The organism is Comamonas sp. JNW, from assembly GCF_003105075.1.
Classification (GTDB): Bacteria; Pseudomonadota; Gammaproteobacteria; order Burkholderiales; family Burkholderiaceae_C; genus Comamonas; species Comamonas squillarum.
The window spans coordinates 15,608-38,876 of sequence record NZ_QETI01000001.1 but is presented as its reverse complement, the minus strand read 5'-3'; the positions used below and the strand labels follow the sequence as shown (position 1 = coordinate 38,876).

The 23,269-nt window shown below is 63.7% G+C and carries 18 protein-coding genes; 13 read left to right on the top strand and 5 right to left on the bottom strand.

Annotated features, from left to right (window positions below; translation table 11 throughout):
• The first annotated feature begins 45 nt into the window (after positions 1–45).
• Entirely contained in the window at positions 46–978 is a 933-nt protein-coding gene (locus DCO45_RS00160; RefSeq protein ID WP_243419196.1) for a pseudouridine synthase, read from the top strand.
• A 55-nt stretch (positions 979–1,033) separates the two neighbouring features.
• Here the strand turns inward: DCO45_RS00160 and asd are convergent, their stop codons facing one another.
• Positions 1,034–1,882, bottom strand: a complete 849-nt coding sequence (asd, locus tag DCO45_RS00155; protein ID WP_116923967.1) for an archaetidylserine decarboxylase — start codon at positions 1,880–1,882, stop codon at positions 1,034–1,036.
• A gap of 230 nt (positions 1,883–2,112) precedes the next feature.
• Between asd and DCO45_RS00150 the strand changes: the two genes are divergently transcribed.
• Positions 2,113–3,312 (top strand): HPP family protein, encoded by a 1,200-nt coding sequence (locus DCO45_RS00150; protein ID WP_116923966.1) that lies wholly within the window; start codon positions 2,113–2,115, stop codon positions 3,310–3,312.
• Between the two features lie 111 nt (positions 3,313–3,423).
• On the opposite strand, the gene lptG is transcribed toward DCO45_RS00150, so the two are convergent.
• Positions 3,424–4,518, bottom strand: coding sequence for an LPS export ABC transporter permease LptG (lptG, locus tag DCO45_RS00145; RefSeq protein WP_116924452.1), 1,095 nt, complete (start codon positions 4,516–4,518; stop codon positions 3,424–3,426).
• Positions 4,515–5,615, bottom strand: a complete 1,101-nt coding sequence (lptF, locus tag DCO45_RS00140) for an LPS export ABC transporter permease LptF (RefSeq protein WP_116923965.1) — start codon at positions 5,613–5,615, stop codon at positions 4,515–4,517. The genes lptG and lptF overlap by 4 nt, the downstream gene beginning before the upstream one ends.
• A 23-nt stretch (positions 5,616–5,638) precedes the next feature.
• Here lptF and DCO45_RS00135 point away from each other — a divergent pair, with 23 nt between their 5' ends.
• From DCO45_RS00135 to DCO45_RS00105, 7 genes are all read left to right on the top strand, one after another.
• Positions 5,639–7,213 carry a leucyl aminopeptidase gene (locus tag DCO45_RS00135; RefSeq protein ID WP_116923964.1) on the top strand — a complete coding sequence of 525 codons (1,575 nt, stop codon included), beginning with the start codon at positions 5,639–5,641 and terminating at the stop codon, positions 7,211–7,213.
• 14 nt (positions 7,214–7,227) lie between these two features.
• The gene (locus tag DCO45_RS00130) at positions 7,228–7,680 is read left to right on the top strand and encodes a DNA polymerase III subunit chi (RefSeq protein WP_116923963.1); all 453 of its coding nucleotides are present in this window, start codon (positions 7,228–7,230) and stop codon (positions 7,678–7,680) included.
• 3 nt (positions 7,681–7,683) lie between these two features.
• Positions 7,684–8,403 carry a hypothetical protein gene (locus tag DCO45_RS00125; protein ID WP_116923962.1) on the top strand — a complete coding sequence of 240 codons (720 nt, stop codon included), beginning with the start codon at positions 7,684–7,686 and terminating at the stop codon, positions 8,401–8,403.
• 172 nt (positions 8,404–8,575) lie between these two features.
• Positions 8,576–9,628 (top strand): methionine ABC transporter ATP-binding protein, encoded by a 1,053-nt coding sequence (locus DCO45_RS00120; RefSeq protein ID WP_116923961.1) that lies wholly within the window; start codon positions 8,576–8,578, stop codon positions 9,626–9,628.
• A gap of 20 nt (positions 9,629–9,648) precedes the next feature.
• A complete protein-coding gene (locus DCO45_RS00115; protein WP_021025822.1) occupies positions 9,649–10,314 on the top strand; it encodes a methionine ABC transporter permease in 666 nt (221 codons plus the stop codon).
• 148 nt (positions 10,315–10,462) lie between these two features.
• Positions 10,463–11,593 (top strand): DUF6817 domain-containing protein, encoded by a 1,131-nt coding sequence (locus DCO45_RS00110; RefSeq protein WP_116924451.1) that lies wholly within the window; start codon positions 10,463–10,465, stop codon positions 11,591–11,593.
• 111 nt (positions 11,594–11,704) lie between these two features.
• On the top strand, positions 11,705–12,502 hold the full coding sequence (locus DCO45_RS00105) for a MetQ/NlpA family ABC transporter substrate-binding protein (RefSeq protein WP_116923960.1): 798 nt from the start codon (positions 11,705–11,707) through the stop codon (positions 12,500–12,502).
• A gap of 78 nt (positions 12,503–12,580) precedes the next feature.
• Here the strand turns inward: DCO45_RS00105 and DCO45_RS00100 are convergent, their stop codons facing one another.
• Complete coding sequence (locus DCO45_RS00100; protein WP_116924450.1) at positions 12,581–13,405, bottom strand: protein phosphatase 2C domain-containing protein; 825 nt, start codon at positions 13,403–13,405, stop codon at positions 12,581–12,583.
• Positions 13,406–13,600: 195 nt separating this feature from the next.
• Here DCO45_RS00100 and DCO45_RS00095 point away from each other — a divergent pair, with 195 nt between their 5' ends.
• Entirely contained in the window at positions 13,601–15,649 is a 2,049-nt protein-coding gene (locus DCO45_RS00095) for an ATP-dependent DNA helicase (protein ID WP_165841084.1), read from the top strand.
• Between the two features lie 73 nt (positions 15,650–15,722).
• Here the strand turns inward: DCO45_RS00095 and DCO45_RS00090 are convergent, their stop codons facing one another.
• Entirely contained in the window at positions 15,723–16,532 is an 810-nt protein-coding gene (locus DCO45_RS00090; protein ID WP_116924449.1) for an outer membrane protein assembly factor BamD, read from the bottom strand.
• Positions 16,533–16,760: 228 nt separating this feature from the next.
• Here DCO45_RS00090 and dnaE point away from each other — a divergent pair, with 228 nt between their 5' ends.
• From dnaE to clpA, 3 genes are all read left to right on the top strand, one after another.
• Positions 16,761–20,306 carry a DNA polymerase III subunit alpha gene (gene dnaE, locus DCO45_RS00085; RefSeq protein ID WP_116923958.1) on the top strand — a complete coding sequence of 1,182 codons (3,546 nt, stop codon included), beginning with the start codon at positions 16,761–16,763 and terminating at the stop codon, positions 20,304–20,306.
• 113 nt (positions 20,307–20,419) lie between these two features.
• The gene (gene clpS, locus DCO45_RS00080; protein ID WP_021025816.1) at positions 20,420–20,794 is read left to right on the top strand and encodes an ATP-dependent Clp protease adapter ClpS; all 375 of its coding nucleotides are present in this window, start codon (positions 20,420–20,422) and stop codon (positions 20,792–20,794) included.
• A 63-nt stretch (positions 20,795–20,857) separates the two neighbouring features.
• Positions 20,858–23,200 (top strand): ATP-dependent Clp protease ATP-binding subunit ClpA, encoded by a 2,343-nt coding sequence (gene clpA / locus DCO45_RS00075; protein WP_116923957.1) that lies wholly within the window; start codon positions 20,858–20,860, stop codon positions 23,198–23,200.
• The last annotated feature ends 69 nt before the right edge of the window (positions 23,201–23,269 follow it).

Genomic DNA, 23,269 nt, shown 5'->3' with positions numbered 1-23,269 from the left:
CCTGCAAGTGCGGCTATTGTGCCCAGCCTTCATGCCCCTAAAGAGATGACTACAATCGCCAGCGAGATGACGATACAGACGGACCCTTCTACCTGGATGCGCGACGGCGTAAGCCCCAGCTGCGTGGTGCTTCCCTCGCGCGGAGAGGGGCTGCTGCTGGATTTTCTGGCCCAGCGCCTGCCGCTGGTCAGCGCTGCGCAGTGGCTCGAACGCCTGCAGGCGGGCGATGTGGTCGATGGCGCGCGCCAGAGTTTGGGCCCCACACAAGCCTTTGTGCCCGGCATGCGGGTGTACTACTGGCGCAAGGTCGAGCAGGAGCTGCCCATCCCTTTTGATGCCGAGGTGCTGTATGAGGACGAGCGCCTGCTGCTGGTGGACAAGCCCCATTTCCTGCCGGTGCTGCCGACGGGAAAATATGTGCAGAACTCCTTGCTGGTGCGGCTGAAGAACGCGACCGGCAATGCCCATCTGTCACCGCTGCACCGCATCGACCGCGATACCGCCGGGCTGCTGCTGCTGTCCAAGGATGCAGCCACGCGTGGCCAGTACCAGGCCCTGTTTCGTGACCGGGCGATGGACAAGAGCTATGAGGCAGTGGCGCCCTGGCGGACGGACTTGGTGTTTCCGCGTGAGCACCGCAGCCGCATGGAAGAGAGCCAGCGTTTTTTTCTGATGCATGAGGTGCCTGGCGAGCCCAACAGCCACAGCCATATGGCGCTGCTGGAGCAGCAGGGCGCCTGGGCGCGTTATGCCTTGAAGCCCGTCAGCGGCAAGCGCCACCAGCTGCGTGTGCACATGGCGGCGCTGGGGCTGCCGATCCGCAACGATGCCTTCTACCCGGAGGTCAATGACCCGCCCGAGGGTGACTTCTCGCGGCCCTTGCAGCTGCTGGCGCGTGAGCTGCGCTTTGTCGATCCGGTCACGGGGCAGGCGCATGTGTTTCGCAGCCGGCGCCAGTTGCTGCCCCTGGCTGACTAGAAGCAACAAAGCCGCCCAGCGGCGGCTTGTGGTGAGAGCAGGGTAGTTGGTGGCCTTAGCGGCTGAAAGACCCCATGGCCTCGCCCAGTTGCACTGGCTTGGCCGCGGCCCAGTCGGCGTTGAAGGCGCTTTTGCCTTCGGGCAGCAGCAGCACGATGGTCGAGCCCAGCAAAAAGCGGCCCATCTCATCGCCTTGTTCGAGCACAATCGGCTGGGTCTGGTAGTCCCAGCTGCGCACCTTGCGGGTGCGGGGGGGATTGACCTGGCCGTGCCAGGTGGTGGACATGCTGCCGACAATGGTCGCGCCCACCAGCACCATCACGACCGGGCCAATGCGCGATTCAAACACGCAGACCACGCGCTCGTTGCGGGCAAACAGCCCGGGCACGCCCCGCGCGGTCAGCGGGTTGACGGAGAACAGGTCCCCGGGCACATAGACCATCTTTTGCAGCTTGGCGCGCAGCGGCATGTGGATGCGGTGGTAGTCGCGCGGGCTGAGGTAGATGGTGGCGAACTGGCCGTTGTTGAACTGCGCGGCCAGCTGCGCATCGCCGCCGAGCAACGCGGTGGTGCTGTAGCTGTGGCCCTTGGCCTGGAAGATCTGGTCCTGCGCAATGGCGCCGCACTGGCTGATGGCGCCATCGACCGGGCAGACCAGGTCGGCCTGGGCCATCGGCCGCACGCCTGCGCGCAGCTCGCGGGTGAAGAAATCGTTGAAGCTCTTGTACTGCGCAATATCGGGCTGCGCCGCTTCATCCATGTTGACCTGGTACTTGCCGACAAACCAGCGGATGAAGCGGGTGGTTGCGCCGCCCAGCTCTGCCGACGCCAATGAGCCGGCCAGCGCGGTCATCCATTTCTTGGGCAGCAGGTATTGGGGCAAAACAGCAATTCGATCGCGCATGGTCAGGGCCGTCACAGTAAACCGCCGATTCTATCGACACTGTGTCGTACCGATGACAAATTGCGTTGTGAAATGCAGCTTTTGTCGGCCATATGCTGACAATTTGTCGCCAAATGCTGGGGTCGTGATGCCGATGCTGCCTGCAGGGGCGACAGCACCGGCTGTGCCTGTAGTCCAGCGTCTGATTATGATGACAGACCTCCAGCCTTGATCTCGCCTTCTGTCTCGCCATGTCTTCAGCACGCCCCCCATCGCAACCCGCAAATGCTGCGCCAGGCTCGGTCAGCCGCCGCGCGCGGCTGCAGCTGTGGTTGCGCAACTTTCTGCCATCAGCGGCGCATGTCAATGGGCTGGAGCTGGCGCGCATGGTCGTGGGCGCAATGGTGGTGCTGTGGCTCACAGGCATGGCCAGCCAGACCTGGGGTCAGCATGACCACAGCCCCTGGCTGTTTGCCGCGATGGGAGCGAGTGCCTTGCTGCTGATCGGCACGCCATCGAGCCCCATGGCGCAGCCCTGGCCGGTGATTGGCGGCTCGATGCTGTCGGCGCTGGCCGGTTGGGTGGCGGTGTTGGTGTTTCCCGATCCGCTGCTGGCAGCGGCTGTGGCGGTGGGCCTGGCCATCATGGTGATGGTGGTGCTGCGCTGCCTGCACCCGCCGGGCGCGGCGTTGGCGATGTGGATGGCGATTCAGGGCTGGCACGATGTATCGGTGCTGCTCAACCCGGTGGCGCTGAACCTGGTCGTTCTGGTGCTGCTGGCCACCGCCTACAACCGCATGACCGGCAAGCGCTACCCCGCACCCCAGCACAGCCAGAAGGCGCAGGCCGCACAACCCTCACGCGCCTCGAGCGCGCGCATCGAGGGCAGTGATCTGGACGAGGCGCTGGAGCGCTTCAATGGCGTGCTCGATGTCAGCCGCGCCGATCTGGAAGCGCTGCTGCAGGGCGCAAGCCAGGCCGCCTTCAAACGCACCTTGGGCAATATGCGCTGCGAAGATGTCATGTCCCACCCGGTGCATGCCACGCGGCCCGAGGGCAGCGTCCAGGACGCCTGGGCCCTCATGCAGCAGCATGGCGTCAAGGCCTTGCCGGTGGTCGATGCCGCGCAGCGGGTGGTGGGCATCATCACGGCCACCGATCTGCTCAACCACGCGCTGACGGCGACACCGACCGCGCTCAGCAGCAAACTCAAGCACTGGGTGCTGCGCAAGAAAGACAGCGGCCAGCGGGTGGGCGACTTGATGACCGCCGAGGTCTCCAAGGTGGGCAGCTACGACCGCATGGTCGACCTGATTGCGATCTTCTCGCGCGCCCAGCTGCACCATGTGCCGGTAGTCAACCGGCAGGGCAAGCTGGTGGGCATCATCTCCCAGACCGATCTGGTGCGGGAGATGGCAGCTGCGCTGTCGCTGCCGCACGAAGACGCCTGAGGCGAACGCTGGGTGATGGGCATGGCCCAAAACAAAGCCCTGCGACAGCAGGGCTTTGTGCTTCAGGATGCGTAGAGCCGTCCTGGGTGTGGAGCGGGGCGCGTGGCCCCGCTACCTTCGCAGCACCAGCCAGCCAAAGGCCCCCAGCGACAGCAGTGAGTAGATCAGCCCGGGGGCCGCCGCGGTCAGCATCGGGTGCCAGTTCTGCAGATTGCCGGCAAAGCCGAACACATTGTTGAGCAGGAAGAAGCTGATGCCCGCCATCACGCCGCCAAACACATAGCCGGTGATGCCGCCCGAGCGGAAATGCAGGTAGGCAAAGGGGAGCGCCAGCACGACCATCACCAGGCAGCTGATGGGGTAGAACACCTTGCGCCACAGCTCGATCTCGTAGCGCTGCGCGCTTTGGCCATTGGCCTGCAAATGGCTCACGTAGAGGAAGAGGTCGTAGGTGCTCATCTGGTCGGGCTTGAGCACGGCCGCGGCCACCATGCTGCTGGTCACCGCAGTCGGCCAGTCCATGGTGTCCAGGTTCTTGACCTCGACCCGTGCCTGGCGCTGGTCGCCCAGGTAATAGCGTTGCTCCTGGATATGGTGCAGGTGCCAGACGCCATTGCCAAACTTGCCGCCGGCGGCCGTGAGCTGCATCTGGATGCGGCCCTGGTCGTCGAAGTTGTAGACCCGCACGCGCTGCAGATCGCCTTCGGGCGAGATGGCGCGCACATTGATCGCGGCCATGCCGTCCTCGCGCTTCTCGCGCAGCCAGGCGCCGGTGCGGCCCGTGCTCAGCTGGCCAAAGCGCTGTGCGCGCACCAGCTGGCTGGCCTGCTCACCGGCAGGCGCCACATAGTCGCCAATCGCAAAAGTGAGCACCACAAAGGCCAGGCCAATGCTCAGCAGGCTGCCCAGCGCTTGCCAGGGGCCCAGGCCACTGGTGCGCAGAATGGTGAACTCGGAAGTCTGCGCCATGCGCGCCATCACAAAGATGGTGCCGATCAGCACGGTGATGGGCAGCAGCTCGTAGATGTGGTTGGGGATGTTGAGCGCCACGCTCAACAGCGCATCCTTGAGCTCATAGGTGCCGGTACCGATCCAGCGGAACTCATCGACCAGGTCAAAGAAAAAGAACAGTGCCAGGAAGGCGAGGGTGACAAAGCCGACGGTCACGGCGATGTCCCGGTAGATCATTTTGCGAAAGGTCTTCATGCGCGGCTCCCCTTGCGGCGTACCCATTGCATCAGCGAGAACTGCTGGTTGCGGCTGAGCAGCAAGGTCCAGGCGAGCAGGGCCGTCAAGCCGTGGATCAGCACGAAGGAGAGCGGCAGCGAGGCTTTGCCCGAAGACACCCAGTTCTGGGCAAAGGTCATGAGGTTGTAATAGACGATGAAGGCAAACAGGGCGAACACCAGGCTGCTGCTGCGGCCCGCGCGCGGGTTGACGCTGGCCATGGCCAGGCCCAGCACGACAAAATTGATCGCGGCGATCGCCAGGCCCAGGCGGTAACCCAGCTCGCCCAGCAGGCGGGGCTGGTCACTGGCCATCAGCTCGCGCGTGGGGATGTTTTTCACGGCGCCCATGTCGTTGGGGTCAATCGTGGCGGCGCTGCCGATGCGGGTGCCGTATTCCTTGAAGTCGCTGACCTTCAGGCCCGGATTGTCCTTGGATTTCTCGATGCGCTGGCCGTCATTGAGCACGGCAACGCGGGCGTTTTCCTGCACTTCGAGGTGGGCGCTCTTGGCGCTGGTCACAGTGTCCTTCTTCTCTTCGTTGGTGACGATGAAGACATTGCTCGCCTCGAGGTCCGAGTTGCGGTCGCGGTCGATGAAGAACACGCGCGAGCCGTCGGACGACTCCTGGAATTCCCCAGGCGCGATGCGGTCGACATCTCCGCGCTGTTCATATTGCGCGCGAAGCTGCACAATCTGCTGGTTGGCCCAGGGCCATACCAGCAAGGCCAGCACCGCAATGACGACCATGATGGGCCAGGAAAAGCGCATCAGCGGGCGCAGAAAGCTGACCAGACTTTGACCACTGCTGAACCACACGGCCATTTCACTGTCGCGGTACATGCGCGACAAAGTCGCCACCACCGCAATGAACAGGCAGAGGCTCAAAATGGTGGGCAACTGGCCCAGCACGGTGTAGCCCATCACCAGCAACACATCGGAAGGGTTGACGCTGCCACGCGAGGCCTGGCCCAGCACTTTGATGAGCATCATCGTCATCACCACAGTCACCAGCACCACCAAGGTGGCACCAAAGCTGCGGGATAGCTCTTTACGGATCGAGGAATCGAATAACATTGGCGAGAAGGAAAGCACCGATTATGAACTTTGAACTCAAAACTCTGGATTTGGCTTCGGCCGCATTGCAGTCTGGCGACCTGCTGATCGTGTTGGTGGCTGACAAGCAGCCCAAAACCAGTGATGCATTGTCTACCCTGATTGCGCACGCGCAGAGAAATGGTGATTTTGAGGCAAAAACCGGCAAGTTGCTGGCCATGTATGCGGTGCCCGCCATCGAAGCCCGGCATTTGTTGTTGCTGGGCATTGGCGATGGCTCCCCCCAGGCCGTGCGCCAGGCGCTGGCGGCTGCTTCCGCTCCACTGACGCGTGAGGGCATCGAGCGCGCAGCTGTTGTGAGCGCCCAGCCGCTTGACGCTGCTTCGCTGCACGCATTGCTGCAATGCCTGGCAGACAGCGCCTACCTCTACCGCACCACCAAGCCATCGGCCAAGGCCGTGGCGCTCAAGTCCGTGGTGCTGGGCGCGCCCAATGCTCCTGAGCTGGAGCAGGCGTTTGAGGTGGCCAAGGCCACCGCCCAGGGCGTGGCCTTTGCCCGCGAATGGGCCAACCGCCCTGCGAACTACGCCACGCCCAAGCTGCTGGCCGATGCGGCCGAATCGCTGGCCGAAGAGCACAAGCGCATCAAGTGCAAGATCCACAAGCCCGAGGACGTGGCCAAGCTGGGTATGGGCGCCTTCATCGCCGTGGCCCAGGGCTCCAAGGAGCCGCTGCGCTTTATCGAGCTGCATTACCACGGCGCCGACAAGGACCGCCAACCGGTGGTGCTGGTGGGCAAGGGCATCACCTTTGATACCGGTGGCATCTCCATCAAGCCTGCGGGCGATATGGACGAGATGAAGTACGACATGGGGGGCGCTGCCAGCGTGCTGGGCACCTTCCGTGCGCTGGCTGAGTTGAAGCCCGAGATCAATGTGGTGGGCCTGATCCCGGCCTGCGAAAACATGCCCGATGGCGGCGCGGTCAAGCCCGGTGATGTGGTCACCAGCATGAGCGGCCAGACCATCGAAATCCTGAACACCGACGCCGAAGGCCGTCTGGTGCTCTGCGATGCGCTGACCTATGCCGAGCGCTTCTCGCCCAGCGCCGTGGTCGATATCGCCACCTTGACCGGTGCATGCGTGATTGCGCTGGGCGCCCAGCGCAGCGGCCTGTTCTCGAACAACGATGCGCTGGCCCAGGCCTTGCAAGCCGCTGGCGAGCAGGCGCAAGATACCTGCTGGCGCATGCCGCTCGATGACGAATACGCCGAAGGCCTGAAGACCAACTTTGCCGATGTGGCCAATGTCGGCGGCCGGCCGGCCGGCGCCATCACGGCCGCCAAGTTCCTGCAGCGCTTTGTCGGCAGCATGGCCTGGGCGCACCTGGATATCGCCGGCACCGCCTGGCGCAGCGGCGCCAAGAAGGGCGCCACCGGCCGCCCGGTGGGCTTGCTGCTGCAGTACCTGCTTGGCAGCGCCCAAGGCGCAGCACCTGCCGAACAAGCCAAGACGGTCAAGCCCGCCAAGGCCAGCAAGGCGGACAAGCCTGCCGCAGCGGCCAAGCCGGGCAAGGCTGCGGTCAATGTGGACGGCGCTGACAAGGCGGACGCCCAATAAGCACAGCCTGCCTTATGACGACCTCCACGACGGTAGCCTTTCACTTCAACGCGCCCAGCAAGCTGGCCTATGCCTGCAAGCTGGCGCGCAAGCTCCAGCGCATGGATATTCCGCTGGTGGTGCTCGGCGAGCCGGCCATGGTGGCCCAACTCGACGAGGCGCTGTGGTCCTTTGGTGGTGCCAGCCAGTTTCTGGCCCACTGCCGGGGGGATGCCGCGCCGCAGGTGCTTGAGCGCTCGCCCACGGTGCTGCTGAGTGAGCTGGCCGATAACCTGCCGCATACCCGCGTGCTGCTGAACCTGGGCTCGGAGATGCCCGCTGACGTTACCCGCTTTGAGCGGGTGATCGAGGTGGTCAGTGCCGACGATGAGCAGGACCGGCAGCAGGCGAGGGTGCGCTGGCGCGCCTACGCCGCCATGGGCTATGCCATCGAGCGCCGCGATCTGGTGATGAAGTCGGAGGACTGAGCCATGACCGAGTCCAGAATCCCTCCCAAGTTTGTGCCCACCTTGACCGAGGAAGCCGCACAGGACGCCGCGGACGCGCTGCCCCAGGTGGTGCCCGGCGGGGCTGCCGCGGGCGCGCCCGACAGCACACCGGCTGGCGTGGATGTGCTGCGCAGGCGCCGCGATGCGGATGTGCCGGCCTCGGGCGCCTGGGCGCAGCCCGCTGCCGATATTGCCGACCTGCCCACCTACAGCGGCTGGGCGCAGCAGGCAGATGCAGCATTGCCATTGGGCAGCAGCGCGCAAGCTGTTGCCGCCCCCAATCCGCCTGCAGCGGACAGCAACAGCCTTCCGAGCTTGGTGCAGGGCGTAGGCCCAGCGGCCGCCTTGCCGCCCGCAGGCGCAGGGGCGGTGGTGGATGACAGCGATGGCCAGGGCAACCCCGGCCTGGTGCAAAGCGCGCTGGGCGGCGAGGGCATGGCCGTGTCGGATGCGACCAGCCACCTGGTCGAGTCCGCGGCCGAGACGGCGCAGGCGCTCGAAGACGCGATCACCCGCCGCGTCACCCGGCGCGTACAGGAGACCTTGGACACGCGCCTGTCGGCTGCCGTGCTGAAGGTGGTGGAGCAGCAGACGGCCTTGCTGCAATCGTCGCTGCAACTGGAGATTGACAGCACCATCCGTGAGGCAGTGGCCGATGCGGTGGCCCGCATTTTGCGCGAGACCCAGAATCCGCAGCGCTAGGGATTCTTGCGTTATCTGCTTTTTGATGACAAAAAAGACCTAGTGAAATAACCGGCGGTTGTAAAGAACTAAAATTTCGTTCTTTGCGGCTGTCTGTCGCATCGCTTACAGTACGGCTATTCACGGTTTTTCGAGCGCCCGCCTCAAGCTGCAGGGCGCTTTCTTTATTCCAATGATTGAACTACGGGGTATCACCCAAACCTACCCGGGCAAAAACGGCCCGGTCCATGCGCTGCGCGGTGTCGATCTGAGCATTGCCGCTGGTGAAGTGTTTGGCATCATCGGACGCAGTGGTGCGGGCAAGAGCTCCCTGGTGCGCAATATCAACCTGCTCAACCGCCCCACCACTGGCCAGGTGGTGGTCAATGGCAAGGAGCTGACGGCGATGGACGATGCGCAGCTGCGTGCTGCGCGCCGTGAGATCGGCATGGTGTTCCAGCACTTCAACCTGCTGTCCTCGCGCACGGTGTTTGACAATGCCGCGCTGCCGCTGGAGCTGGCAGGCATGAGCAAGGCTGCCATCAAAAAGCGCGTGGACCCGCTCCTGGACCTGGTGGGCCTGGCAGCGCTGAGTGACCGCTACCCCTCGCAGCTGTCGGGCGGCCAAAAGCAGCGCGTGGGCATTGCCCGCGCGTTGACCAGCGAGCCCAAGGTGCTGCTGAGCGACGAGGCGACCTCGGCGCTGGACCCGGAAACCACGCGCTCGGTGCTGGCCCTGCTCAAGCAGATCAACAAGGACATGGGTTTGACGGTGGTGCTGATCACGCACCAGATGCAGGTGGTCAAGCAGATCGCCGACCGCGTGGCGGTGATGGAGGCCGGCAAGGTCGTCGAGATGGGCTCGGTCATCGAGGTCTTCACCCGTCCCCAGCAACCCATCACCAAGAGCCTGATCGACGAGATCGTGCCCCAGGAGCTGCCCGCCAGCGTCATCGACCGCGTGCGCAGCCTCAATGGTGCGCTCTCCAGCGGCCAGGGCAAGCTGCTGCGCTTGTCCTATGCTGGCAACCTCGCCTACCAGCCCATCCTCTCGCGCCTGATCCGTGACTTTGGCCTGGATGTGAGCATCCTCAACGGCCAGGTCGATGAGATCCAGGACCAAACCTTCGGCTTCCTGGCGGTCTACGCCAGCGGTGATCTGGCCCAGCTCCATGCCGCTGTGGAAGCGCTGCGCGCCTCGGGCGTGATGGTGCAGGAAGTCAATACCGAGGCCTCGGCCGCTTAACACCCGCAAAGAGGTCATCGATGTTTGAGAATTTTTCTGAAATGATGCTGCAGCTGTTTGCCACATCCTTGTGGGAGACGCTGATCATGGTGGGCATCTCCGGCGTGGCCGGTGCGCTGATCGGCATTCCGCTGGGTGTGTTTCTGCGCCTGACAGACCATGGCGGCATCTTGCAAAACGGCGCTGCCAACAAGATCGTCGGCTGGCTGGTGAATGCCGTGCGCTCGACACCCTTCATCATCTTGCTGGTCGCCATCATCCCGTTCACCCGCTTTATCACCGGCTCGTCCATCGGCACGGCCGCGGCCATTGTGCCGCTGACGCTGGCCGCTGCGCCTTTTATCGCCCGCCTGGTGGAGACCTCGCTGCGTGAAGTGGACCATGGCCTCGTCGAAGCGGCCCAGGCCATGGGTGCGACCTCCTGGCAAATCGTCTGGAAGGTGCTGCTGCCCGAGGCGCTGCCCGGCATCGTCGCGGGCCTGACCATCAGCTTTGTGTCGCTGACCGGCTACTCGGCCATGGCCGGCGCCATTGGCGGCGGCGGTCTGGGCGATCTGGGTATCCGCTATGGCTACCAGCGCTTTTTGCCGGACATCATGCTGGCGGTGGTGGTCATCCTGATCATCTTTGTGCAGCTGGTGCAAAGCCTGGGTGACTGGGCGGTGCGGCGCCTGAGCCACAAATAATCCGCTGGCGCAAACGCTTGCCCGTCCAAAGCCCATGTGCCCTGCCCATGGGCTTTTTGCTTGGGGCCAGCCGCGGCTGTCACCCAAGGGCATTGCGCGCTCTGGGCGCTGCCTACAATGGCGCATTGCCCACGCCTTGGAGACTGCCATGAATGCCGCCTTGCCCACCGCCACGGCCACTGCCACCGCACATGCCCTGCCACTGCAGGCGCTGGATCCCGCGCAATGGCTGCGGGCCAAGCCCTTGCTCGATGAGAACTGGATCCACGCCCACCCGGCACTGGCGCGGGCCTTGCCGGTGGTGCTGGCCCGCGATGTGGGTCAGGACTGGCACAAGGCCGGCACCTTTCGCCACCATTTGCTGGGGGTGACGCGGACCTTGCAGCTGTGGCAGCAACCGGAAGATGTCAAGCTGCTGGGCCTGCTGCACAGTGTCTACGGCAATGCCTTTGTCGACCTGGTCAAGTTCGATGCCAGCAGCGAGCGCAGCCAGCTCGCCGCGCTGGTGGGCGAGCCTGCCGAGCAGCTGGTCTACGAGTTCTGCATTCTCTCGCGCGCCCAGTTTGTGCAGAAGGTGCTCGCTGGGGCCATCGAGCCCGATGGCGCCGTGCTGCTGGACCACAAGGGCGCGCCGCGCCGGGTTGCGCCCTATACCGTAGCCGCCTTCATCATCGTCAGCATGGCCGACACCATCGAGCAGTGGTTCAGCTGGCAGGACGATATTTTCTCCAGCTTCCCGCAGGTGCCTCAGCGTCCGCAAAAGGCGCACTGGATGGCCTCGCTCTGGCCCGGCCCGATGCGCCCCAGCGGCCGCATGCTGTCGCAGATTGCCAGCCTGGGCCTGGCCTTGCAGCACCCGGCCTTGCAGGGCTTGCTGCCCACGCCGCCGGTGTTTGCCAACTGCACCCAGGGTCTGAGTCCATCGGCCGATGCGGCGGCCGCGTCGCTCTACTGGTCGGTGATCCAGCAGGACCAGCCGCTCACGGACCTGGATGTGGCCACCGGTGTGCTGGAGCAGGCCGTGCAGCTCAACCCCTGGGTGGGTGAGCCGCAGATGGTGCTGGCCCAGCTCTACCTGAGCGCCGGGCGCGAGGCCGATGCGCTGGCCGCTGCCGACAGCGCGCTGCAGTGTTTCAGCCAATGGGGCAATGCCTGGGATAAGCGCGTGCAATGGGATGCCTGGGTCGCCTGGACCCGCATCCTGCAGCAGCACGCCAGAAACGGCAACTGGCCCGAGCGCCTCGACAAGCTCAACAACGTCGCACTGCGGCCGGAGTAAAACGCGCCCCGACAGCGGCCGGCGGGTTGTAAGCAAATGGCAAAAAGTTCTTTGTTGCGTTGCAAAATCGGGCGTACAGTTCGGTATCGCATTTGAAAAGGTATCGCTCCCGTGCAAAAACGTACATTGCTGCAATCCGTGCTGGCCCTGGCTTTGGCCGCCGGTGTCTCTGGCGCCGCAGTCGCACAAGACAAGGAAATCAAGATCGGTGTGACCGCTGGCCCGCATGGCCAGATCATGGAGCAGGTCAAGAAGATCGCCGAAAAAGACGGCCTGAAGATCAAGGTCATCGAGTTCAGCGACTACATCCAGCCCAATGCCGCGCTGCAGTCCGGTGAGCTCGATGCCAACAGCTACCAGCACAAGCCCTATCTGGACGCCCAGATCAAGGACCGTGGCTACAAGTTTGTGGCCGCCGCCGACACCGTCAATTTCCCGATCGGCATCTACTCCAAGAAGATCAAGAAGATCGAGGAGTTGAAGGAAGGCGCGCGCTTTGGCCTGCCCAATGACCCGACCAATGGTGGCCGCGTATTGCTGCTGCTGCAGGCCAATGGCCTCATCAAGCTGAAGGAAAGCGCCGGTCTCAAGGCCACGCCGCTGGATGTGGTCGAGAACCCCAAGAAGCTGCGCTTTGTCGAGCTGGACGCCGCCCAGCTGCCGCGCTCGCTCGATGACCTGGACGCCGCTGCGATCAACACCAATTTCGCGATCTCGGCGGGTCTGAACCCCAAGTCCGACGCCATCGTGGTTGAAAACGCCAAGAACCCCTATGTGAATATTCTGGTGATCCGCGAAGCGGACAAGAACCAGCCCTGGGTGGCCAAGCTGGTCAAGGCCTACCACAGCGAGGAGATTCGCAAGTTTGTCGACACCCAGTTCAAGGGTGCGGTGATGCCTGGCTTCTAAGCGACTCTAGACACAACAAAAAGCCTCGCGGTTTAGGACTGCGAGGCTTTTGCTTTTAAACGGATCGGCTTAACCGCTTTAACTGCGCACCGGTGGCTTGGCCTTGGCGCGTTTGCTGCCGGGCACCATGGCCTGGGTCGCCTCTGCCGGCAGCGGCTCGACCTTGACGATGGCCAGCGACATATTGTCGCCCGAGCCCGAAGCGCGCATGCGAGCCCGCTCGATGAGGAACTGGCTGGCCTCGCGCGGCGAGAGCAGGCGTGTGATCGATGACAGCTCATCGGGCGAGAAGTAATGCCAGATCCCGTCACTGCAGGCCAAGAGCACATCGCCTTGCTTGAGCATGGGGATGCGGTGGTGGATCAAAGGCGGGTCATCGGCCGTGCCCAGGCAGTGCAGCAAGATATTCGATTGCGGGTGGTAGCGTGCTTCTTCCAGTGTGATCTGGCCCTGGTCGACCAGGGTCTGCACATAGGAATGGTCACTGGTCTGGTAGAGCAGCTGCCCGTCACGGAAATGGAAGATGCGCGAATCGCCCGAATGCACCCAGGCGCAAGCGCCGTTGGGCAAAATCAGAAAAGCCGCAATAGTGCTGTGGGGCTCTTGCTCGGCCGCAATGGCCACCAGGCGGATCAGCAAATGGGCTTCGCGCACCAGGTTGCCGAGCATTTCTTCGGCGTTGTCGGTCTCTGGCGAGTAGCGCTCGAACACCTGCTTGGCTGTCAGCATCACCTGGTCCGATGCTGCACGCCCGCCGCTGCGCCCGCCCATGCCATCGGCCACCACGGCCAGCACGCAGCCCTTGGCGCGCGGGTGGGCGAGCATGATGACCTGGTCCTGCTGGTAGGGCCGGTCGCCTTTGTGGAGGCCGGTAGCGGCAGAGAGTCGGTAGCTGGTGCTCATGCGCGAGGGGGTGGTGGGCAAATGGGGTGACGAAGGGGGAATCATAGAGCAGATTGCCCGGCGGGGCGCCAAAGCATGCGGGGTGATGCTGCCAACCGATGTTTGTATACCAACGTCTGGGGCCGTTGGGCAAGCGCAAGCCGGGGCAGGGCGTCGAACGCGCTAGACTGCGATGCCCCCGAAACCGATCCATCGATGCCCTTGTCTGCCGCCTTTGCCCGTGATGCCCCGCTGCGCCTGCGTCCGCAGCAGGAGCAGATGATCGCGGCCATCGAGGCGGCCTGGGCCCAGGGCCAGCGGGTGGCGATCGAGGCGCCCACGGGCACTGGCAAGACCTATGCCTATCTGATAGCGGCCTTGGACCGCCAGGAGCGCTTTGTGGTTAGCACCGCCACCCGGGCGCTGCAGGACCAGCTCGTAGACCGTGACATCCCGGCGCTGCTGGCCCACCAGGGCCTGCAGCGCAAGGTGGCCGTGCTCAAGGGGCGGGAGAACTATGTGTGCCTATTGGGCCTGGAGCAGGCGCGCAGCAAGCTGCAAGGCCAGCATGCGGGGGCGTTGGCCCAGGTCGAGCGCTGGGCTCAGAGCACGCAAGGGGGTGATCTGTCCGAGCTGGACGATATCAGCCATCTGACCAGCCTCGTGCCGCACATCACGGCCAGCCATGACGAATGCCTGGGCCAGCGCTGCAGCCACTTTGAGCGCTGCTTTTCCAACCAGGCCCGGGCCCGCGCCGCGCAGGCCGATATTCTGGTGATCAACCACCATCTGTTTTTCAGCGAGCTGCGCCACCGCCAGATGCTGGGGGTGGGACACGGCTTTGTGCCGCTGGCGCAGACCATGGTGATGGACGAGGCCCACCAGCTGCAGGCCATTGGCCTCAAAGTGCTGGCCAAGGGCCTGAATGTGGGCGATATGCGCGACTACCTCCAGACGGTGGAGCGCGAGACCAGCCTGCATGCACGCGGCTTTGCGCCCTGGCATGCCCTGCTGCAGCAGGTGCAGCAGGCCTTGGTGCAGTGGATGGAGGCCGAGCAGCGCTTGCTGGGCCCCGCCGATGCCCCCACCGATGCGGCAAGCCGCACCACAGGCCGCCAGGCGCTGGTCAACCTGCACAACCTGCTATCGGCCCTGGTCGCCGCCTTGCAAGGGGTGGCCGGCAGTGCGGCCGCAGTGGCCCAGCTGGCAGGCCAGGGCGATGTGATGCTGCAGGCCTTGCGCCAGTGGGCCCAGGGCGGCGGCCAGGACCGGGTGCGCTGGTGGGATTCCCCCGGTTATGTGCGCGCGGGCCAGGCGGGCGACCTGCAGGCCCATGGGCGCTATGCCTGGCGCCAGGGCTTTCGGGAGTCGCCCCTATGGCTGTGGCAGGCGCTGCAGGCGCTGGGCCCCCAGGTGCAGGCCAGCAGCTGGCTGGGGCAGGGCGTGCAGCGCTGGCTGTTTACCTCGGCCACCTTGGGCGATGATGCGGCGCTGACCTGGTTTGCCCAGGGCCTGGGCTTGCGCAGTGACAGCAGCGATAACAGTGAGACTGGTGATGCGCCCTTGCTCGCCAGCCTGCGCTTGCGCAGCCATTTCGACTGGGGCCAACAGGCCCGGCTCGTGGTGCCCCAGGGCCTGCCCGGCACGGATGCACCGGCGGCCGAGCGCGCGCAGGCACTGGCCCAGTGGCTGCTGCCTCATCTGAAGGCGCTGGGCGGGCGCTGCATGGTGCTGTGCACATCAACGGCTGCCATGCAGGCCTTGGCCCAGGCCTTGCGCCAGGGCCTGCAGGGCCAGGCCATCACCGTGCTGCAGCAGGGCGAGCAGCCCAAGCGCCGCCTGCTGCAGGCGATGCGCACGGCGCCCGGCGGCAATACCGGCCGCGTGCTGGTGGGCACCCTGGGCCTGTGGGAGGGGGTCGATCTGCCTGGCGAGGCGCTGCAGCTCCTGGTGATCGACAAACTGCCGTTTCCGCCGCGCCATGATGTTCTGCATGCAGCGCGCGTGCAGGCGCTGCGGGCTGCGGGCCGGGATGCTTTCGAGCGCTATGTTTTGCCCCAAACCGCTATGCAGCTGCGCCAGGGCGTTGGGCGGCTGATTCGGTCTGCCAGCGACCAGGGTGTGGTGGTGATCGCCGATGAACGCCTGCATAGCCGCAGCTATGGCGCGGCCTTGCTGGCGGCGCTGCCGCCGCTGCCCAGTCTGGATGACGCAGCCTTGCCGGCGTTTTTGCAATCCTTGGCAGAAAAAGAGATCCGGCCGTAAGAAAACGGCTGCTGCAAGTGGTGACCCGCAGCAGCCGCTTGGCTATTTAATCACGCGCCTCAGGCGCGTAGCATCACCACATCTTCCACCAGGGGCGCTCTTCCTTGCGGAAGCCATTGGCCAGCAGGCGGGTGTTGGGGTAGCTCGCTTCCAGCACACGCTTGGTGTCGGCGGCCATGTCGGCCATGTTCAGGCGCTCGTAGGACAGCATCAGGATGTAGAGCGCGTCCTCTTGTGCAGGCACTTCCTTGTAGTCGGCAATAGCGGCTTGCGCGCGGTTGACGGCGGCCACATAGGCGCCGCGCTCGTAGTAGTAGCGGGCGACGTGCACTTCGTACTGAGCCAGCGAGTTGACGATGTAGCGCATGCGCTTTTCAGCGTCGGGCGCGTACTTGGACTCGGGAAAGCGCGTGGTCAGCTCACGGAACGATTCGAACGAATCCTTGGCGGCCTTCTGGTCGCGCTCGGACAGGTCCTGCTTGGACACCCAGGAGAAAAGACCCAGGTTTTCGTTGAAGTTCACCAGGCCCTTGAGGTAGAGCGCATAGTCCACGCCTTCGCTGGCGGGGTGGAGCTTGACAAAGCGGTCCAACGTGGCAATGGCCTGGGCCTTTTCACCGCTCTTGTACTGGGAATAGGCCTTTTCCAGCTGGGCTTGCTGCGCCATCGCGGTGCCAGCGGCACGGCCTTCGAGCTTTTCATACAGCGGAATGGCCTTGTCGAACGAGCCGGACGACGCCTCGTCACGCGCTTCCGAATAAATCTTGTTCGGGCTCCAGCCGGCGGTGGGATCCACATCGGTCGATGAACAGCCTGCCAGCAACGCGGCAAGTGCTACAGAAGCGATAGCGGGAACCTTCGATTTGGGGTACGCAAACAGCATTTTTGGCTTGAAATCCATGGACGGAAAGCTGAAAAACTGCGTGGGGCGGCAAAGCCCGCCACGCAGCGGGGCAGCCCGTGCCGCGCCCTCTGATCTGGGCCATTGTAATCGGCGCGCAGCCCGCTGCCGCAGAGCCGGACTTGTCGCCTGTAGGGCTGTGTAACATTCCGCGCCGGATATGCCATGGTTTGCAGCGGCGGTGCTGCGGCTTTCCTACAATGCAGGGATATGTTCGTACACCTTCGCATCCATTCCGAGTTTTCCATCATCGACAGCACCAATCGCGTGGGCGATTTGATCAAGTTTGCTGCGGGTGATAGCCAGCCGGCGATGGCGCTCACCGATTTGAACAGCCTGTTTGGCGCCATCAAGTTTTACAAAGCCGGGCGCGGCGCAGGTGTCAAACCCCTTCTGGGCGCCGAGCTGACCTTGGAGCCTGAGGTGGCAGGCGGGCCGCTGTCGCGCATCATCGTGCTGATCCAGAGCCAGCAGGGCTACCTGAACCTGTCGGAACTGCTGGCGCGTATCTGGATGGCCGACACCATCAAAGCGCAGCCGCAGTGCACCTGGGCCTGGCTGGAGGAGCTGTCAGACGGCCTGATCCTGCTGTCGGGCGCCCAGGCCGGCCCCGTCGGCCAGGCGCTGATGCGTGGGGATGAAAAGACCGCCCGGGGCGTGGCACTGCGCCTGGCGGGGCTGTTCCCGCACCGTTTCTATATCGAGCTGCAGCGCGCTGGCCGCGCCGATGACGAAAGCCATGTGGCCGCTGCGGTCGCGCTGGCTGCCAATCTCAAACTGCCAGTCGTGGCCACGCACCCGGTGCAGTTCACCAAGCCTACCGATTTTGAATCGCACGAAGCCCGCGTCTGTATTGCCGAGGGCGAGACCCTGGGCAATAAAAAGCGCGTCAAGCGCTTTACCCGCGACCAGTACCTGAAATCTGCTGCCGAGATGGAGGCCCTGTTCGCCGATCTGCCCAGCGCGATTGCCAATACCGCCGAGATCGCCCGCCGCTGCAGCGTCACCCTGCAGCTGGGCAAGTACTTCCTGCCCGATTTCCCCACGCCCAATGGCATGCCGATTGACGCGTATTTCCGCAAGGCCTCGTTCGACGGGCTGGAGGAGCGCCTGCAGCTGCTGTTTCCCAACGCGGCCAAGCGCGAGGCCGAGCGGGCCAAGTATGTCGAGCGGCTGGAGTTCGAGCTGGGCATCATCTTGAAGATGGGTTTTCCCGGCTACTTCCTGATCGTGGCGGACTTTATCAACTGGGCCAAGAACAATGGCTGCCCGGTGGGGCCGGGCCGGGGATCGGGGGCGGGCTCGCTGGTGGCCTATGTGCTCAAGATCACCGATCTGGACCCGATCCACTACAACCTGCTGTTCGAGCGCTTTCTGAACCCAGAGCGCGTCTCGATGCCCGACTTTGACGTGGACTTTTGCCAGGCCAACCGGGACCGGGTGATCGACTATGTGAAGGACCTCTACGGCCGCAATGCGGTGAGCCAGATTGCGACTTTCGGCACGATGGCCGCGCGTGCGGCGATCCGCGACGTGGGCCGCGCGCTGGATATGAGCTATGGCTTTTGCGATGGCATCTCCAAGCTGATCCCAAACAAGCCGGGCCTGCATGTGACCTTGAAGTACCCGCCCAATCCTCCGAAGGACGGCGACAAGTACACCTATGCGATCAAGGAAGAGCCGATCCTGGCCGAGCGCATCGAGAAGGAAGAGGACGTCAAGACCCTGATCGAGATGGCCCAGAAGCTCGAAGGCATGACCCGCAACATCGGCATGCACGCAGGGGGCGTGGTGATTGCGCCGGGCAAGCTGACCGATTTTTGCCCGCTCTACCAGCAGCCGGGCAGCACCTCGGCGGTGGCCATGTATGACAAGGACGACGTCGAGGCCGTGGGCCTGGTCAAGTTCGACTTCTTGGGCCTGGCGACCTTGACGATTCTGGAGATCGCGCGCGAATTCATCATCAAGCGCCACAAGGGGCAGGAGAACTTCAAGTTCGAAGAGATTCCGCTCGACGACGCCCGCACCTACCAGCTCTTTTCGGCCGGCAAGACCGAAGCCGTGTTCCAGTTTGAATCGCGCGGCATGCAGCAGATGCTCAAGGAAGCCAAGCCCAGCCGCCTGGAAGACCTGATCGCGCTGAACGCGCTCTACCGGCCGGGCCCGATGGACCTGATCCCCAGCTTTGTGGCGCGCAAGCACGGCAAGGAAGTGGTGGAGTACCCGCATCCGCTGGTCGAGAAGGTGCTGTCCGAGACCTACGGCATCATGGTCTACCAGGAGCAGGTGATGCAGACCGCCCAGGTGCTGGGCGGCTACAGCCTGGGCGGCGCCGACTTGCTGCGCCGCGCGATGGGCAAGAAAAAGGTCGAGGAGATGGTGCAGCACCGGGCCACCTTCCGCGAAGGGGCCTCCAAGATCGGCATCGACGAGGCCAAGGCCGACGAAGTGTTCGATTTGATGGAGAAGTTTGCCGGCTACGGCTTCAACAAGTCGCACGCCGCGGCCTACTCGCTGCTGGCCTACCATACCGGCTGGCTCAAGGTGCACTACACGGCCGAGTTCTACTGCGGCAATATGACCGTGGAAATGGACAACACCGACAAGCTCAAGGTGCTGTACGAGGACGCGCTGAAAATGGGCGTGACCTTTGAGATGCCCGATGTGAACCGGGGCCACCACCGCTTCGAGCCGGTGACCGACAAGGTGATCCGCTATGGGCTGGGCGCCATCAAGGGCACTGGCCAGGCCGCCATCGAGGCCATTGTGGCTGCGCGCGAAGGTAAGGGCACAGGGCCGCAGGGCGATACCAAGGGCCCGTTCAAGAGCCTGTTCGACTTCTGCCTGCGCGTGGACCGCAGCAAGCTCAACAAGCGCACGGTCGAGGCGCTGATCAAGGGCGGTGCCTTTGACAGCATCCAGCTCAACCGCCGCGCGCTGATCGAATCGGTCGACGTAGCCTTTGAATTTGCCGCCACCACCCATGCCAACGCCAACCAGGGCGGCCTGTTTGACATGATGGGCGATGACGCCGTGGGCTCGAGCACGCAGGAGCCGCCACTGGCCGATGTGCTGCCCTGGGGCATCAAGGAGCGCCTGGTGCAGGAGAAGACCGCCATCGGTTTCTACCTCTCGGGCCATTTGTTTGACGAGGTGGAGCTGGAGGTGCGCCAGTTTGTGCGCACCCCCATCTCCCAGCTCAAGGACAGCCGCGAGCCCCAGACGGTGGCGGGCATCATCAGCGACATGCGCGTCATCAACGGCCAGCGCGGCAAGCTGGTGCTGTTCAAGATCGACGACAAGTCCGGTGTCATCGAGGGATCGCTGGATGAGGCCACCTGGAACCGCCACAAGGAGCAGCTCAAGGACGATGAATTCGTCATTCTGAGCGCCCGTATCGGGCAGGACCACTTCAGCGGCGGGCTGCGCGCTAAGGCGCAGCATGTCTGGGGCCTGGCCGATGCGCGTGCCCGTTTTGGCCGCTATCTGCTGGTCAACACCGACCGCCACCAGCCCGATGTTGCGCGGCTGATTCAGGAGTTTCCCGCTGTCGAGGAGCACACCGACGAGGGCGTGCTGCGCCACGGCCTCAAGATTCGCCTGGGCGTCGTCTGCGGCCAGGGCCAGGCGCGGGCCGGGGTGGAACTCAACCTGGGCGACGCCGCACGCTTTTTCCCCAGCGACCAGGCCATGGCGGCCTGGTCCCAGGAAGCGGGCCACGAAGCCATCAAAATCGTTTACGAAAGCATGGCCTAAGAGCAATTGTGCCCGGGCTGAAAAACGGCTGGACCAGCGGTTGCTGGTGCCGCCGTATTGAAGTTCATAAAAGCATCACCATCTTTGTCCATGTGGAAATTTAGCCTTATAGAATGATCTCAATGGCCACGAAACCTGTTGTTCCTCCCTCGCCGAATCTGCCTGCAACGCCCCAGCCCCCGGAGGACGGCGGCGGGGCGCTGGTGGTCGAGCGCATCGCCCAGCGGGTGGAGCCACCGAAGATGTACCAGGTGGTCATGCTCAACGATGATTTCACGCCGATGGAGTTTGTGATTGAGGTACTGCAGCATTTTTTTGGCAAGAGCCGGGAGGCGGCCACGCAGATCATGCTGAAGATCCACCTGGATGGGAAAGGTGTCTGCGGGGTGTACTCGCATGAAATCGCCGAAACCAAGGTGGCGCAGGTGATGGATGCCGCCAACGGAGCGGGTCACCCGCTTCAAGCCGTATCGGAGCCTGTTGAATAACGGAATCTGGTCCTCATCTAGAAGCAAGTTGAGTGTATTTGGCAAGCAATAAAGGAGTTTCAAATGATTGCTCAGGAACTGGAAGTCAGCTTGCACATGGCTTTTGTCGAAGCCAGGCAGCAGCGCCATGAATTCATCACCGTGGAGCATTTGCTGCTGGCCTTGCTGGACAACCCGAGTGCTTCCGAGGTGTTGCGCGCATGCTCTGCCAATATCGACGATCTGCGCGCGTCGCTGACCAATTTCATCAAGGACAATGCCCCGCAGGTGGCCGGTGAAGACGAAGTGGACACCCAGCCTACCTTGGGTTTCCAGCGCGTGATCCAGCGCGCCATCATGCATGTGCAAAGCACCGGCAATGGCAAGAAGGAAGTGACCGGCGCCAATGTGCTGGTGGCCATTTTTGGCGAAAAGGACTCGCATGCCGTGTACTACCTGCACCAGCAGGGCGTCACGCGCCTCGATGTGGTCAACTACATCGCCCATGGCATCAAGAAGAACGACACGCCCGAGCTGCCCAAGTCCGAGTCCAGCTCGGATGCGGAAGAGGTGGGCAGCAACAGCGCCGAGCGCGCTGAAAAGGCCTCGCCGCTGGAGCAGTTCACCGTCAACCTGAACCAGCAGGCCAAGGACGGCAAGATCGATCCGCTGATCGGCCGCCAGTACGAGGTCGAGCGCACGATCCAGATCCTGTGCCGCCGCCGCAAGAACAACCCGCTGCTGGTGGGTGAGGCCGGCGTGGGCAAGACGGCGATTGCCGAGGGCCTGGCATGGCGCATCACGCAAGAAGATGTGCCCGAAGTGCTGGCCGAGGCCACGGTCTACTCGCTGGACATGGGCTCGCTGTTGGCGGGCACCAAGTACCGCGGTGATTTTGAGCAGCGTCTGAAAGGCGTGCTCAAGGCCTTGAAGGACAAGCCCCATGCGATCTTGTTCATTGACGAGATCCACACCCTGATCGGTGCCGGTGCGGCCTCGGGCGGCACGCTGGATGCGTCCAACCTGCTCAAGCCGGCGCTGTCGAGCGGCCAGCTCAAGTGCATTGGCGCAACCACGTTCACCGAGTACCGCGGCATCTTCGAAAAAGATGCAGCGCTCTCTCGCCGCTTCCAGAAGGTCGATGTGGTCGAGCCGACCGTGCCCGAAACCATCGATATCCTGAAGGGCCTGAAGTCGCGCTTCGAAGAGCACCACAACGTCAAGTACGCGGTGGCCGCTTTGCAGGCAGCCGCTGAACTGTCGGCCAAGTTCATCAATGACCGCCATCTGCCCGACAAGGCGATCGATGTGATCGATGAGGCCGGCGCCGCGCAGCGCATTCTGGCGCCCTCGAAGCGCAAGAAAACCATCGGCAAGACCGAGATCGAAGAGATCGTCGCCAAGATTGCCCGCATTCCGCCGGCCAACGTCAGCAATGACGACCGCGGCAAGCTGCAGACCCTGGAGCGTGACCTGCGAAGCGTGGTCTTTGGCCAGGACAAGGCGCTCGAAGTGCTGTCCTCGGCCGTCAAGATGGCGCGCTCTGGCCTGGGCAAGGTCGACAAACCGATTGGTTCGTTCCTGTTCTCGGGCCCCACCGGTGTGGGCAAGACCGAAGCGGCCAAGCAGCTGGCCTACATCCTGGGCATCGACCTGATCCGCTTTGACATGTCCGAGTACATGGAGCGCCATGCGGTTTCGCGCCTGATCGGTGCGCCTCCCGGCTATGTCGGTTTCGACCAGGGCGGCCTGCTGACCGAGGCCGTGACCAAGAAGCCCCATGCGGTGCTGCTGCTCGACGAAATCGAGAAGGCGCATCCGGATATCTTCAATGTGCTGCTGCAGGTGATGGACCACGGCACCTTGACCGATAACAACGGACGCAAGGCCGACTTCCGCAATGTGATCATCATCATGACCACCAATGCGGGTGCCGAGACGATGAACAAGGCCGTCATTGGCTTTACTAACCCGCGTGCGGCGGGCGACGAGATGGGCGACATCAAGCGCCTGTTCACGCCCGAGTTCCGCAACCGGCTGGATGCCATCGTCAGCTTCAAGCCGCTCGACGAACAGGTCATTCTGCGTGTGGTCGACAAGTTCCTGCTCCAGCTCGAGCAGCAACTGGCCGAGAAGAAGGTCGAGGTCACGTTCAGCGACAAGCTGCGCAAGCACCTGGCCAAGACCGGCTTCGATCCGCTGATGGGTGCGCGGCCGATGCAGCGCCTGATCCAGGACACGATCCGCCGGTCGCTGGCCGACGAGCTGCTGTTTGGCCGCCTGACCGATGGCGGGCGCCTGAGCGTCGACTGGGACGACAGCAACGCCGACAAGCCCGAGGTGATGCTCGACATCCAGCCGCTGCCCAAGAAGGAGCGCGCCAAGCAAGAGCCGGCCGAGCCTGAAGAGGAAGTCGCCGCCGATTGAGGCCCTCGGGCCTTGAGGACAGAAACAGCCGCTCCATGCGGCTGTTTTTTTGCGTCGGGCTGTCACGGT